14 protein-coding genes and 2 riboswitches are annotated in these 13,894 nt (G+C 49.8%); of the genes, 4 read left to right on the forward strand and 10 right to left on the reverse strand.

Features of this window, described 5'->3' with window-relative positions; all coding sequences use genetic code 11:
* Positions 1-52: 52 nt before the first annotated feature.
* The 4 genes from D3D03_RS14610 to D3D03_RS14625 are packed head-to-tail and all read right to left on the reverse strand — an operon-like array spanning position 53 to position 3,818.
* Positions 53-1,264, reverse strand: a complete 1,212-nt coding sequence (locus D3D03_RS14610; protein WP_119923993.1) for a M20 family metallopeptidase — start codon at positions 1,262-1,264, stop codon at positions 53-55.
* Positions 1,265-1,291: 27 nt separating this feature from the next.
* The gene (locus D3D03_RS14615) at positions 1,292-2,113 is read right to left on the reverse strand and encodes a MetQ/NlpA family ABC transporter substrate-binding protein (protein ID WP_119923994.1); all 822 of its coding nucleotides are present in this window, start codon (positions 2,111-2,113) and stop codon (positions 1,292-1,294) included.
* A 33-nt stretch (positions 2,114-2,146) separates the two neighbouring features.
* A complete protein-coding gene (locus tag D3D03_RS14620) occupies positions 2,147-2,797 on the reverse strand; it encodes a methionine ABC transporter permease (protein WP_026831891.1) in 651 nt (216 codons plus the stop codon).
* On the reverse strand, positions 2,787-3,818 hold the full coding sequence (locus tag D3D03_RS14625) for a methionine ABC transporter ATP-binding protein (RefSeq protein ID WP_026831890.1): 1,032 nt from the start codon (positions 3,816-3,818) through the stop codon (positions 2,787-2,789). The genes D3D03_RS14620 and D3D03_RS14625 overlap by 11 nt, the downstream gene beginning before the upstream one ends.
* An 88-nt stretch (positions 3,819-3,906) precedes the next feature.
* A riboswitch (SAM riboswitch) is annotated at positions 3,907-4,010 on the reverse strand.
* A gap of 249 nt (positions 4,011-4,259) precedes the next feature.
* Positions 4,260-4,362: riboswitch (SAM riboswitch) on the forward strand.
* A gap of 62 nt (positions 4,363-4,424) precedes the next feature.
* On the opposite strand from D3D03_RS14625, the gene D3D03_RS14630 reads away from it, so the two are divergent.
* The gene (locus tag D3D03_RS14630; protein WP_233550719.1) at positions 4,425-5,183 is read left to right on the forward strand and encodes an alpha/beta hydrolase; all 759 of its coding nucleotides are present in this window, start codon (positions 4,425-4,427) and stop codon (positions 5,181-5,183) included.
* A gap of 64 nt (positions 5,184-5,247) precedes the next feature.
* On the opposite strand, the gene D3D03_RS14635 is transcribed toward D3D03_RS14630, so the two are convergent.
* Positions 5,248-5,868 carry a thymidine kinase gene (locus D3D03_RS14635; RefSeq protein WP_026831888.1) on the reverse strand — a complete coding sequence of 207 codons (621 nt, stop codon included), beginning with the start codon at positions 5,866-5,868 and terminating at the stop codon, positions 5,248-5,250.
* Positions 5,869-6,046: 178 nt separating this feature from the next.
* Between D3D03_RS14635 and D3D03_RS14640 the strand changes: the two genes are divergently transcribed.
* The gene (locus D3D03_RS14640) at positions 6,047-6,697 is read left to right on the forward strand and encodes a DedA family protein (RefSeq protein WP_119923995.1); all 651 of its coding nucleotides are present in this window, start codon (positions 6,047-6,049) and stop codon (positions 6,695-6,697) included.
* Positions 6,698-6,732: 35 nt separating this feature from the next.
* On the opposite strand, the gene D3D03_RS14645 is transcribed toward D3D03_RS14640, so the two are convergent.
* Both D3D03_RS14645 and rho read right to left on the reverse strand, forming a co-directional pair.
* The gene (locus tag D3D03_RS14645; RefSeq protein ID WP_012371588.1) at positions 6,733-6,978 is read right to left on the reverse strand and encodes a type B 50S ribosomal protein L31; all 246 of its coding nucleotides are present in this window, start codon (positions 6,976-6,978) and stop codon (positions 6,733-6,735) included.
* 97 nt (positions 6,979-7,075) lie between these two features.
* Positions 7,076-8,440 carry a transcription termination factor Rho gene (gene rho / locus D3D03_RS14650; RefSeq protein WP_119923996.1) on the reverse strand — a complete coding sequence of 455 codons (1,365 nt, stop codon included), beginning with the start codon at positions 8,438-8,440 and terminating at the stop codon, positions 7,076-7,078.
* Positions 8,441-8,799: 359 nt separating this feature from the next.
* On the opposite strand from rho, the gene D3D03_RS14655 reads away from it, so the two are divergent.
* Complete coding sequence (locus tag D3D03_RS14655) at positions 8,800-9,483, forward strand: C40 family peptidase (protein WP_026831885.1); 684 nt, start codon at positions 8,800-8,802, stop codon at positions 9,481-9,483.
* 72 nt (positions 9,484-9,555) lie between these two features.
* Positions 9,556-10,335, forward strand: coding sequence for an SDR family NAD(P)-dependent oxidoreductase (locus D3D03_RS14660; protein ID WP_119923997.1), 780 nt, complete (start codon positions 9,556-9,558; stop codon positions 10,333-10,335).
* 599 nt (positions 10,336-10,934) lie between these two features.
* Here the strand turns inward: D3D03_RS14660 and glpX are convergent.
* From glpX to fsa, 3 genes are read right to left on the reverse strand one after another with little or no spacing between them, the layout of a single operon-like run.
* Positions 10,935-11,900, reverse strand: a complete 966-nt coding sequence (gene glpX, locus D3D03_RS14665) for a class II fructose-bisphosphatase (RefSeq protein ID WP_026831883.1) — start codon at positions 11,898-11,900, stop codon at positions 10,935-10,937.
* A 31-nt stretch (positions 11,901-11,931) separates the two neighbouring features.
* Positions 11,932-13,179, reverse strand: coding sequence for a UDP-N-acetylglucosamine 1-carboxyvinyltransferase (murA, locus tag D3D03_RS14670; RefSeq protein ID WP_026831882.1), 1,248 nt, complete (start codon positions 13,177-13,179; stop codon positions 11,932-11,934).
* A 27-nt stretch (positions 13,180-13,206) separates the two neighbouring features.
* Positions 13,207-13,854: a fructose-6-phosphate aldolase gene (gene fsa, locus D3D03_RS14675; RefSeq protein WP_026831881.1), complete on the reverse strand. Its 648-nt coding sequence runs from the start codon at positions 13,852-13,854 to the stop codon at positions 13,207-13,209.
* Positions 13,855-13,894: the final 40 nt, after the last annotated feature.

A 13,894-nucleotide genomic window follows, 5' to 3' on the forward strand; every position in this document is an offset into this window, starting at 1 on the left:
GACTTTAAAAGACATCATCCGTCGGACAGAAACATACTTTTCGTTTTATCTATTAAGCCAAGTAGCCGTTTTTTCGGTCATGGAACTCCTGTTTGACCGTCCCGAGCAACTGTCCGTCCGTCAACAGGCGTAACGCCGTCCGAGCCAGGATTTTTGCGCCGGCGATTAGGGCTTCATCGCCTTGTTCCGAACGCGCTGCTTCCCGGAAACTTTCCGTGTGGGCGACCAAATCATCCGCTCCGATCTTGATGTACGGATGGATCGTCGGCAGGACCTGGCTGATGTTACCGGCGTCAGTCGAACCAAGACCCGGGCGTTCATCCGTCTTGACGTCTTCCCCGAGCGCAGTCGCCTCTTCTCGGAAAATCTCGTCAAACGTCCGGTTGAACAGGAGATTGTCGACCTCATTTTGGAATGCGATGACCTCAAGCGTCGCCCCGGTCGCAAGCGCCGCCCCTTCGGCAACGGCTTTGACCTTCTTCGTCACGTCATTCAACCGTTCGCGCGTCGTCGCCCGGATGAAGAAGCGGGCTTTGGCGTATTCCGGAATGATATTCGGCGCGTCGCCGCCATCCGTGATGATGCCGTGAATCCGGACATCGCTCGGTAATTGCTGGCGCAAGGCATTGATGGCGTTAAAGAGTTGGATGACGGCGTCGAGTGCATTGATGCCCTCTTCCGGTGACGCTGCCGCGTGAGCCGGCTTGCCGGTAAAGGCAAAATCGAGTGGATCGACGGCAAGCGAGGAACCGGTAATCCGCGTTTGTCCGGACGGATGAATCATCAGTGCCGCATCGATCCCTGTCAGGAGGTCATGTTTGACGAAGCTGCCTTTCGCACTGCCGTTTGGTCCACCTTCCTCTGCCGGTGTTCCGAGCACGACGACACTGCCCCCGACCTCATCGATGATTTTACTGAGTGCGATCGCCGCTGCGACACTCGTCGTGCCGATGATATTGTGACCGCAGGCGTGACCAATCCCCGGCAACGCATCGTATTCGGCAAGGAAGGCAACCGTCGCCCCCGGTTTATCCGAAGTCTTCCGGGCCAAAAACGCCGTGTCGTGTCCCGCGACCCCGAGCTCAACTGTGAACCCTTCTGCCGTCAGGCGTTCCGCATGATGGCGCGAGGCAAAATATTCCTCGTTCCCAATCTCGGGTGTCGCATGAATCCGGTGACTCGTCTCGAGATACGACTCGCGTTTTTGTTCGATATCCTGCTCAATCGTTTGAATCAAGTTTTCCCGTTTTGTCTGAACCGTCATTTGGGTCACGCTCCTTTGGATTTTTAGTTATTCGCCGATGTCACTGAGTGGGACGAACGTCGGAATCGTGCTTCCTTTGTACTCTTTTTTGATGAATTCCGCGACATCATCCTGTTGGTACAGTGAAGCGATTTTCTTCAACGTCTTTTTGTCTTTGTCTTCCGTCCGTGTCGCGATGATGTTGATGTAGGGTTTCGCTGTTTCATTTTCATGGAGAATCGAGTCCTTGATCGGATTAAAGCCGGCATCCACGGCGATTCCATTATTGATGATTGATGCCGATACATCCGGCAGGACACGCGGCGTCTGTCCGGCGACGACCGGGACGATCTTCAGCTTTTTCGGATTCTCGACGATTTTGTCGACGGCTCCGTTCCCGTCAAAGTCGTCCGGCAACTTGATTAAGCCGGCTTCCTGCAACAACAGGAGAGCTCGTCCCATGTTCGTCGCCTCGTTCGGGACGGCAATCTCTCCACCGACCGGGATATCTTTGACATCCTTGACTTTATCCGAATAGATCCCCATCGGTGCGATGACGGTCGTCGCAATCGGCGACAGCTTTAAGTCATGTTCTTTTTTAAAGGCATTGAAGTACGAAATCGTCTGGAACGAGTTTGCATCGATTTCGCCTTCCGCGAGTGCCAGGTTCGGTTGCACATAATCGGAGAACTTGACGAGTTCAATCGTGATCCCCTCTTTTTTCGCTTTCTTCGCGACGTATTCCCAAACTTGCGTATCCGAGCCGCTGACGCCAAGCTTGACTGTATTTTGATCCTCTTCCCCGGACGCTGCACACCCTGCAAATAATACCGTCGTCAATGCTGCACCAATCGCTAATCCTTTTTTCATCGTTCATCTCTCCCTTATCTTCTCTATGTTTTGTTAGTGTCTCCGAATTTTTCGTGCCAACAGGTTACCTGTTGTCTGTAAGCCTTGTACCAGGATGACGAGGATCCCGACCGTGATGATCATGACGGTCGTATCAAATCGTTGGTAGCCGTAGGTGATGGCCAAATCCCCGAGGCCGCCGCCGCCGATCGCCCCGGCCATTGCCGATGCCCCGATCAAGCCAATCGTCGCGATCGTCAAGTTCAGGACAAGCGAGCTGAGTGCTTCCGGCAACAGGAAACGGAAAATCGTCTGTAACGGTGTCGCACCCATCGCTTCCGCCGCTTCCAAGACGCCCGTACTGACTTCGAGCAGTGAACTTTCAATCAATCGGGCAATGTACGGTGCCGCATAAAAGACCAGCGGGACGATTGCTGCCTTCGTGCCGATCGACGACCCGACGAGCAGCCGTGTCAGCGGAATGATCGCGACGAGCAGGATGATGAACGGAACCGACCGGAACACATTAACGACGCTGCTTAAGACGTTGAAGAGCGGTACTTGTTCGAGCAACGCCCCCTTACGCGTGACGACCAACAGAATTCCGAGCGGCAGCCCAATCAGCGTCGAAAAGAGCAGCGACAATCCGACCATCGTCAAGGTTTGCAGAAAAGCGGTCCAAATATCCGTGTAGTTAACTAGCATCTGCCAGCACCTCCTCGACGTTGACATCCGACTGATCAATGTATTGCAGGGCTCGCGCGATTTCCGCCGTCTCGCCGATCAATTCAACGAGCAAACTGCCGAACGGGATATTTTGCAGTTCCGTGATGCTGCCGTGCAGGATGTTGACATCGACATCAAACCGTTTGGCGACTTGCGACAAGAGCGGTTGCCCGGTGTGTGCCCCAAGGAAATTGATTTTGTAGACGTGATGTCCGGCATCCCGTTGTTCGATCAACCGTTGCACCGACGCCGGAATTTCATCTTGCATGACGGAACGGACAAAGTTTTTCGCCGTCGCCGTCTGCGGATTCGAGAAGACGTCGAACACGGTACCCGATTCAATCAACTTGCCGGCCTCGATGACCGCGACCCGGTCACAAATCTCACGGATGACGCCCATCTCGTGTGTAATCAGTAAAATCGTGATGCCATATTCCGCGTTGATCTGTTTCAGTAACCGCAGGATGTGTTGTGTCGTCTGCGGATCAAGCGCCGATGTCGCTTCGTCACACAACAGAACCGACGGCTGGGTTGCCAGTGCCCGCGCTATTCCGACACGTTGTTTCTGCCCTCCCGATAACTGATCCGGATAATGATCGGCTTTGTCCGCTAAGTCGACGAACGCCAGCAGCTCGGTGACACGCCGGTGGACTTCCTCCTTTTTAATTCCTTTTAGGACGAGTGGTTTTGCGACATTCGCGAAGACCGTATTCGAATCAAGCAAGTTGAAATGTTGGAAGATCATCCCGATGTTTTGTTTCGCTTCCCGCAGTTGTTTTGCCGAAAGTGTCGTCAGTTCTTGCCCGTCGACCGTCACGCTGCCGGATGTCGGACGTTCAAGAAGATTGACACACCGTAATAAAGAACTTTTTCCAGCCCCGCTGAACCCGATCACGCCAAAGATTTCACCTTTTCGGATTTCGAGATCGACACCGTCCAATGCAGCAATCGATTGTTCGTTGGTCTGGTAGATTTTTTTTACATTTTTGAATGTAATCACCACTTTTTCCCCCTTTTAAAAAAAACAAAAAGGTCTCTTCTTTAGAAACAAGAAGAGACCTGGATCCGCACAGAGGCAGAATCCACTCGACTCATCTCTCAGACAATCGTCTGATGGAATTGGCACAGTGCTCATAATGAGTCTGTTGCCGAGGTTTCGTAGGGCCAGTCCCTCCACCTCTCTGGATAAGTGTTGCGGTATGAAATTCATATGTGTGTTGTTGCTGTTCGAACTTATGTCGTAAAACTAATTTTTACATTACAGAAAGATCTTTTAAAGGTCAACCATATTTTCAAAAATAAACCATATGACCCATATCGATTGATTTCCCAGGTTGGGCTTCATCATAGAAGAGTTCCGGTCGCCGGTCAAGGAGCATTTGACAATCCTTTTCTGTCAGTGCTATCATCTTCTCAATGATTAATCCGACAATTCCTATATGTTATATCAAGAGTGGACGAGAGACCTGGCTCTAGGACTCCACGGCAACCTGCGATTGGCAAGGTGCTCCGACCAGCAAAGCAACCGCTTTGGATGATACACACGAGAAACTCGTTTGCCGTCCAAAGCCAAACGGGTTTTTATTTTGAAATGGAGGATGAGATGATGAGTATGAGTTATCCTGTTTTACCGGGCGCCGAAGCCTTTTTCTTGGAACGTGGATCAGTCGGTATTTTGCTGTGTCACGGCTTTAATGCGACGCCACAAAGTGTTCGGGCTGTAGGAGAACGCTTCGCAGAACACGGTTTTTCCGTCTACGCCCCCCGTCTGCATGGTCACGGGACAGATGTACGTGACTTCGAAACGGCGACGGCCGAAGATTGGAAACAGAGTGTCCGCGAGGGCTTTACTCAACTGTCCCGCCAGTGTGAATCGATCTTCATCGTCGGTCAATCGATGGGTGCGACGCTTGCGCTGGCACTCGCTGCCGAAGGTCTGCCGGTCGCAGGGATCATCACAATCAATGCTGCTTTATCCGTCCCCGCTTACGAAGCGTTATCGTTTACGGATTGTCCGGTTTATCTGCCGGAAAGCCCACCCGATATCAAGCAAACCGCTTTTGAAATCATCTATGATGTCGTGCCAGCGGTCGCTGCGTCCGAACTTTTACGCTTGATTCGCGACACCATCCCAACCCTTCCCGCCATTCAAATTCCGACGCTTATTTTATATTCTGCCGAGGATCATGTCGTTCCGCCAACCTGTTCGGATTACCTGCACCGGATGATTGGTTCGACGGATAAACGCAGTTATTGTCTGCTCGATTCCTATCATGTCGCGACACTCGATCATGACCAAGAGACGATTGTCCGCGAAACGGCTTATTTCGTCAAGCAGTACAGTCAGTTGACACGGACCGGTTGATAAAAAAAGCGAACGATTTCAAGCCTTGAGGCCGGAGAATCGTTCGCTTTTTCATATTGTACTCTTAATTCTGCTGTTGTTTTTTCCATTCCTGCAACGGTTGCGGTTTGCCCGGTACTTGATGGCAGTGACGGCAACGTGGTTCATAAGATTCAGAAGCCCCCACCAAAATGATCGGATCATTGTAGTTGGCCGGTTGGCCGTTAATCAAGCGTTGTGTCCGGGAAGCCGGATCGCCACACGATAAACAAATCGCCTGTAATTTCGTCACGAACTCGGCACGTGCCAATAATTCAGGCATCTTTCCAAATGGTTCTGCCCGGAAATCCTGATCGAGCCCCGCACAAATCACGCGTTTGCCATCTTGCGCCAGTGCCTCGATGACCGCGACGATTTCATCGTCAAAAAATTGAACTTCATCAATTGCCACGACCTGTGTCTCTTCTGCTACTGCCGCATAGACGTCCCGGCTCGTTGCCATCGGAATCGCAATGACGGAATTTCCGACGTGCGACACGACATGTTCTTCATGGTAACGGTCGTCAATCGCCGGCTTGAACACTTGCACCGGTAATTTTCCGTACTGTGCCCGTCGAACACGACGGATCAGCTCTTCGGATTTGCCGGAAAACATGCTTCCGCAAATCACTTCGATCCAACCATACTGATTGATCACATGCATCATTGTAAAACACCGTCCTCTAAAATTAGTCACTTTAACGAGTATAGCCCGAATCTAAATTGAGAAAAAGAGTTGACTTCTCAAAATCGAAAACTCCTCAGTATTCCCCTAAATCTTCATCTCCTCATTTCAACTGGTATCTATTTCCTGTACACTAAGGAAGAAGTTTCTTTGAAGGAAGGTGACTCCGATTCATCACATACTACATGAAGTTCTCCATCAATATGGAGCATTCGGTCTCGCCATTCTGTTAGCCGGCGGAATCGTCGGTTTACCGATTCCTGACGAAACGTTACTCGTCATGTCAGGATTTTGGATGCATCACGGTGATTTACCACTGATCGGAACGATTCTGGCGGCGTATGCCGGCAGTTGCATCGGGATGACGATCAGCTATGTGCTGGGTCTGAAACTCGGGATGCCCCTGCTGCATCGAGTGGCTCCGAAGTTACGGATTTCCGAAAAACATATCTTTCAAGCGGAGGCCGGATTTTTACGTTACGGGAAAACGGTTTTGATCATCGGTTACTACATACCCGGACTCCGTCAGCTCTCTGCGTTTTTTGCCGGTGTCTCGAAGATGCCGTTTCGGATCTTCGTCACGTATGCCTATACCGGTGCCTTGATCTGGATCAGTATCTTTTTAGGAGCGGGTTATTTTCTCGGACGTCATTTTTCCTTCAGTCTGCTGTTTCAACACTTTGCGGACAATCCGGATATGCTGCCGTACCTCGTCGGAGCGGCTGGAGCGATCGGTCTGTCGTTTGTGCTTAAAACCTATCTCACCTATCGTGCCCAGTTCAGTTTATACAAAAACAGCCTGCTCCAGTGATGGAGACAGGCTGTTTTTTAATACAGAAGTCGCAATTACTTGCGGCCGTATTTTTTGTTGAAGCGATCGACACGACCGTCTGCAGCGTTGAACTTTTGACGACCAGTGTAGAATGGGTGCGAGTCCGAAGACACATCCACGCGGATGAGTGGGTACTCGTTTCCATCTTCCCAAGTGATTGTCTCGTTCGAAGAACGTGTAGAACCAGTCAAGAATTTGTACTCAGTAGTTGAATCCATAAATACAACTTTGTTGTAGTTTGGGTGAATTCCTTGTTTCATGGTTGTTTTCTCTCCTTCCGCCCTGGTTCATTTGCTGAGCCAGAGTAAGTTACCTTCCTATACTAAACGATTTTTTGATGACCCGCAATACCTATTTTCAAGTCGTTGTGTCTGTTTTCGTCACGCGGGGTTTGACAGGTGCGCGTCGGACGGGCTTCTTCTTTTCTTTGTTCAGTTCCACAAAAAATTCTTCATTGTTTTTTGTGTCACGAATCTTGCGTAAGAAGCTGTCGACAAACTCATTGGACTCGTTCATCGTCCGGCGGATCGTCCACAAGGCATCCAGCTGATCTTGCGGTAACAACAACTCTTCTTTCCGTGTTCCGGATTTCCGGATGTCGATGGCCGGGAAGATCCGGCGTTCGGATAACTTCCGGTCGAGATGGAGCTCCATGTTGCCGGTCCCTTTAAACTCTTCATAGATGACGTCGTCCATCCGTGAGCCGGTCTCGACGAGGGCAGTCGCAAGAATCGTCAGGCTGCCACCGTGTTCGATGTTCCGGGCAGCACCGAAAAAGCGTTTGGGTTTATGGAAGGCGGCCGGATCAATCCCCCCGGACAACGTCCGTCCGCTTTGCGGAACCGTTAAGTTGTAAGCACGTGTCAGACGTGTAATCGAATCCATCAAGATGACCACATCTTTTTTATGCTCGACGAGACGCATCGCCCGTTCCAAAACGAGTTCTGAAATCCGTACGTGGTTATCCGGTGTTTCGTCAAACGTTGAACTGACGACATCGGCTCCCGGGACAGACCGTTCGATATCCGTCACCTCTTCCGGGCGCTCATCGATCAATAGAACGATCAATTCGACATCCGGGTGATTCACTTGAATCGAATTCGCGATTTCTTTTAATAGAGATGTCTTACCCGCTTTAGGCGGTGCGACGATCAGTCCCCGTTGTCCGAAGCCAACCGGTGCAATCATATCCATCACACGAACCGACAGATGGCGTGGTTCTGTTTCGAGTCGCATCAAACGATCCGGATAAATCGGCGTCAATGCCGGGAAAAACAGACGATTCCGGGCCGTATCCGGCGCTTCCCCGTTGACTGCTTCCACACTTAATAAACCTTGGAACCGTTCATTCTCTTTTGGCGGTCGGACCTTTCCGGTCACGACGTCTCCATTACGAAGGTTGAATCGGCGGATTTGCGAAGCAGCGATGTAGATATCTTCAGAGGATTGCGAATAGTTGATAGGACGAAGGAAGCCGAAGCCACCATCATTTTGCATCTGTGGGTTGCCGGGGATAACTTCTAATACCCCCTCGAGGAAATATAGACCGGTTGACTCAGCCTGCGCTTTTAAAATCTTGAACATCAGTTCACGCTTGCGGGCCTCTCGGTATTGCGGGACGTTTTTTGATTTGGCGATCTCATATAAGTCTTTTAATGTCAGGTTGCTCAGTTGAGCCAGTGTATAGGAACGTTCTGGTTTGTCAGTTTTCTCAGTTGGCATATGCATTCACCTATTCTTCGTATAAATTCAGTAGCAAAGGACGCGATGTTCGTTTTAACAGTTTTGCTTAATATTTTGTTGTGCATTAAAGGTATCACATTTCCACCTCTTTCGTCGTGATTTAACGAATGGGAATTTCTTCTTTGTAATATTCGAGTATATTATTGCAGTTATGTTACAAAAACGTCATGTTTTGTAGCGGAACTGAAAAAACGTTTTCATGTATCGGCGTGCTAAGATAATCGTGCAGAGAAAAACTTACACAGTTGTAAGACACACTGCCTAAACAAACACTTAATGAGATTGATCATATAACCCGGTTTTCAAACTACTTTAAAATGACATGGAGGATTTCACATATGAAACGTTTTCTAGCATCGGTCGCGACAGCAGCATTAGTGGTTTCAGGATTTGCATCAGTGGGAACAGATAAGGTTGAAGCAGCAGCTACAGTCACGAAAGTTAAGATCACAGATAACGGATTACGTGTTCGTACGGCTCCTTCTACAAAAGCAGGCATCGTCGGTAAAGTAAACGCAGGCCAAACATTTACATACAAAGGTAAATCAGGCAGCTGGACTAAAATTTCGTACGGCGGAAAAACACGTTATGTCTTCTCGCAGTATACGAAAACATACAAGTCTTCTACTTCAACGGCTAAAAAATCAACAACTTCATCTTCAACACGTACACGTCTTCTAAGCGAAGCCGCTAAACACAAAGGAACTCCTTACGTATGGGGCGGAACGACAACTCGTGGATTTGACTGCTCTGGTTTCACAAGCTATGTTTACAAAAAGGCAGCAGGCAAAACATTGCCACGTACGTCTTCTTCACAATACGCATCTTCTAAAAAAGTCAGCGTATCTAGCGTTCAACCGGGAGATCTTGTTTTCTTCTCACACGGTAGCGGCATTCAACACGTCGGTATGGCGACAAGCAAAACAAGCATGGTCAACTCGGAAACGGGTGGCGTTAAGTACTCAAGCTTTAAATCAGGATACTGGGGTTCACGCCTTGTCGGCGCGGGTTCATATCTATAATTCAAATGACCAAGCGGTTGAGCATCGGCTCGATCGCTTTTTTTCTATCCTAGTATAAAAGGAGGACCTATCATGAACGTATTGATTACAGGTGCTTCCGCCGGAATCGGGCGGGAACTTGCTTATCTGCACGGCGAACAAGGACATCATCTGTTACTGGTCGGACGAAACGTCGAACAGCTTTTCGAAACGAAACACTTCGTCGAACAACGTGGCGGCTCCGCCGTTGTTCTCCCGTATGATATCGGTCAAACGGTTCAAATCAAAGCCTTATTACGTGCGACAGAACACACTCCCGTTGATGTTTTGATCAACAACGCCGGTTTTGGTCTGTATGGTGAATTTATCGAAACGGATTTATCACGCGAATTGAACATGATTGACGTCAACATTCGGGCGCTGACACATTTGACGAAAGCCTTCGCCCGTCGGATGCAACTACAAGGTGGCGGACGGATCGTTCAGATTGCATCGACCTCCTCTTTTCATGGCGGTCCTTTCATGAGCGTGTATTATGCGACAAAAGCTTACGTCCTCAGTTTTTCGGAAGCACTGGCGGACGAGCTCGCCCCGTACAATATTCAAGTGACGGCCGTTTGTCCGGGAGCTACCCACACTGATTTCGCTAAAACAGCGGATCTTGCAACCTCCGGTTTATTTAAACGTCCGGGAATCATGGATGCCAAAACAACTGCTCAACTTTCTTTCACCGGATACATGAAGGGAAAAACGCTTGTCATTCCCGGTCGCAGCAATGCCGTGTACGTTTTCATGACCCGTTTCCTCTCACGCCGAAAACTCGTTCGGATGACACACCAGTTGCAAGCTCCGACACATGACGCTCTCGAATAAATCTTGTTCCTGTACTTGCTTTCCTCAGGCGAAACACGAGCCGCGGATTCTTTGTCCTAAAACGGACAAGTATCCGGGTCTCGTTTGTTTCTGACGCGCGGTGAACCTGCGCTTTTCTTGTAGGAGTCGCGTACAGTCTACAAGATTTCATCCTACAATAAAGATGAATCCGGTGTGAACCGAATTTATTGTGCCATCTTCTATCTCGTGCTCTTCAATATTCCTCTTCTTTGGGAATGAAGGGCTTTTTTTCATGAAGAATTCAATCGTAATCGACTTCTAAATCCAGTTCTTCTTTTTATTAATGCGTAATTCATCGGACGAACTTCTTACCAAGCGTCGAGAAGTACGATTTTTTTTATGTAGGCCCTGCTATGAGAAGAAGTGTTTTGTTCGCTCGAAATCGCTTCCTAGGGAAAAACAAGCAGGAGCGACCCTGCAGTGAAACGAAGCGGCGCGATGCTTGTCCCAGGAAAACGATTCGAAGTGAACAAAAAAAGCGATCTTTCTCACTTAAGAGAAAAACCGCATTTTGTCTTACATCTGAGACTGATCCGATTTGAGTCGGATTCGTCTTTATTTGCATTATGAAAATAAACTTATTTAATAACGAGCTTTGGTTTTTTCTTGAACGAGTGAATTCCTTCGACAAAACGAACCGTTCCCGATTTCGCCCGCATGACGACAGAGTGCGTTTGACCGCCTTGCGCCGTAAACTGAACACCCTTCATCAACTCGCTGTCCGTGACACCTGTCGCGGCAAAGATGCAGTCGTCTCCCGTGACAAGATCATCCATCATGAGGATTTTCGACGGATCTTCAATCCCCATCTTTTTGCAACGCGCGACTTCCGCGTCATCTGCCGGCAAGAGTCGTCCTTGGAGTTCTCCGCCGAGACATTTTAAAGCAACCGCCGCCAGAACACCTTCCGGCGCACCACCTGAACCAAGCAACATGTCGATTCCGGTATGCGGGAAAGCGGTATTGATCGCTGCTGCGACATCACCGTCTCCAATCAGACGAATCCGTGCCCCTGTTGCGCGAATCCGTTGAATGATTTCTTCATGACGTTCCCGGTCGAGAATCGAGACGACGACGTCTTCGATCTCTTTGTTTTTCGCTTTGGCAACGGCCGCGATGTTTTCTTCAATCGTCGCATCCAAACTGACGTGTCCCGCTGCTTCCGGTCCGACGGCAATCTTATCCATGTACATATCCGGTGCATGTAACAAATCTCCGGCATCGGCTACAGCGAGAACGGCGAGTGCTCCCCATGTTCCTTTAGCAACGATGTTTGTTCCTTCGAGCGGATCAACGGCGACGTCAAGACGTGGTCCGTATCCGTTCCCCAGTTTTTCACCGATGTAGAGCATCGGAGCTTCATCCATCTCGCCTTCGCCGATGACGACAGTTCCTTTCATCGGGATCGTATCAAATACATCACGCATGGCGCTTGTTGCCGCGTCATCTGCCTCGTTTTTCAAGCCCTTCCCCATCCAACGTGCCGAAGCAAGTGCTGCCGCTTCCGTCACCCGTACGAGTTCCATTGATAAACTTCTTTCCATGTGTATAATCCCCTCTCCCTAGCTGAAAATCTTAGACTGTTTCACGCCACACGAGGGCGCCAAGCCCTTTTAACTTCTCAACGAACTGTTCATAACTCTGATCGAGCACTTCCGCGTGATGCAACAGCGTTTCCCCCGAAGCGAGCATACCGCTTAAGACAAGAGCTGCCGCGCCGCGCGGATCGTGTGCTTCGATTTCGGTTCCACGCAAGTCTTCCCCGCCGCGAATGATGATCGAGGCATCTTCGTGTGTAATCCGTGCGTTCAGTCGCCGCATTTCCTGGACATGCCGGAAACGTTGCGGATACAATTTGTCGACGACGACACTCGCGCCTTTCGGTTTGAGCAAAACAGCAGAGATGATCGGTTGAAGATCACTCGGAAAACCGCCGTAATGGAACACACGAATATCAATCGGTTTTGCCATGTCGACAGAGGCTGTGACCGCATCATCTGCGATTTCGATGTTCGCCCCGAATCGTTCGAGCTTTTGAATGATGCTCTCCAGATGAAGGGGAATGACATTATCAACCGTCACCCGACCGAGGACGGCTCCCATGGCGAGGAACGTCCCCGCTTCCATCCGGTCGGGAATCAACGTATGCCGGCAACCTTGCAGCGTCTTGATCCCTTTGATGCGAATCTCATCGGTCCCTGCACCTTTGACACTCGCCCCCATGTTCGTCAACATCGTGCTGACGTCAATGACTTCCGGATCACATGCTGCGTTTTCAATGACAGTTGTCCCTTCCGCCATGACGGCGACGAGCAATGCACTGATGGTTGCACCGAAGGAAGGAAGGTCCAAATAAATTCGGTTCCCTTTCAACTCTTCGACATGCATATAGTAAACCCCTTGTTCATTTCGCATCGAAACACCGAGTCGCTCCAGTGCCTTGATGTGTAAATCAATCGGTCGAGGACCGATGGCATAACCACCGGGCAGACCGACGACTCCCTGTTTGAATCGTGCCGCGAGGACACTCATCAGATAAATCGATCCACGTAATTTCCGTGTATCCGTACCTGTGAGCGGCATCGGCTCAACATGACTTGGGTCAATCGTCACCATATCGCCTTGACGTGTCACGACAGCTCCAAGCATCTCAATGATTTGGATCATCGTCGCGACATCGCCAATGTCCGGTACCCCCTCTAAGATGACCTGTTGGTCGGTCAGCAGTGCTGCCGCGAGACACGGAATCGCACTCTGCTTCGATCCACTGATCATGACGGTCCCTTCAAGACGTTGTTGTCCTACGATATGCAAAATGTCCACATTCCATCAACCTTTCTGTACAATCTGTTATTGCTGCGCTTTTTCCCAGTCAGCCAGGAACCGCTCGATTCCTTGTGTCGTGAGTGGGTGTTGCGTCAGTGACTCAATGACATTCAGCGGAATCGTCGCGATATCGGCTCCCGCAAGTGCTGCGTTCGTGACATGAACCGGATTCCGGACAGATGCCGCAATGATTTGTGTCGGAATGTCATGAATGACGAAGATTTGAGCGATCGTCTCAACAAGCCCCATGCCGTCTTGACCGATATCATCTAATCGACCAAGGAAAGGTGAGACATATGTCGCACCCGCACGTGCTGCGAGCAAGGCTTGGTTCGGATTGAAGATCAATGTGACGTTCGTCGTGATCTTTTCTTTCGAAAGTGCTGCGACGGCCTCAAGACCGGCCGGTGTCATCGGAACCTTTACCGTAATGTTCGGTGCAATCTGGGCAAGTTCCTTCCCTTCCCGAATCATTCCCTCCGCGTCGAGTGCAATGACTTCTGCACTGACTGAGACGTCTCCGACGATCTCACAAATTTCACGCAAGCGTGTATGGAAATCGACGCCCTCTTTTGCGACGAGTGACGGGTTGGTCGTAACCCCATCTAAAATCCCCATTTTATGTGCTTTTTTAATATCCTCTACGTTTGCTGTGTCGATAAAAAATCTCATCTCTCTCTTTCCCCTTTCATCCCTTAAAATATCCCTTGAA

The sequence above is a fragment of the Exiguobacterium sp. RIT452 genome, from assembly GCF_003598705.1.
Lineage (GTDB): Bacteria > Bacillota > Bacilli > Exiguobacteriales > Exiguobacteriaceae > Exiguobacterium_A > Exiguobacterium_A undae.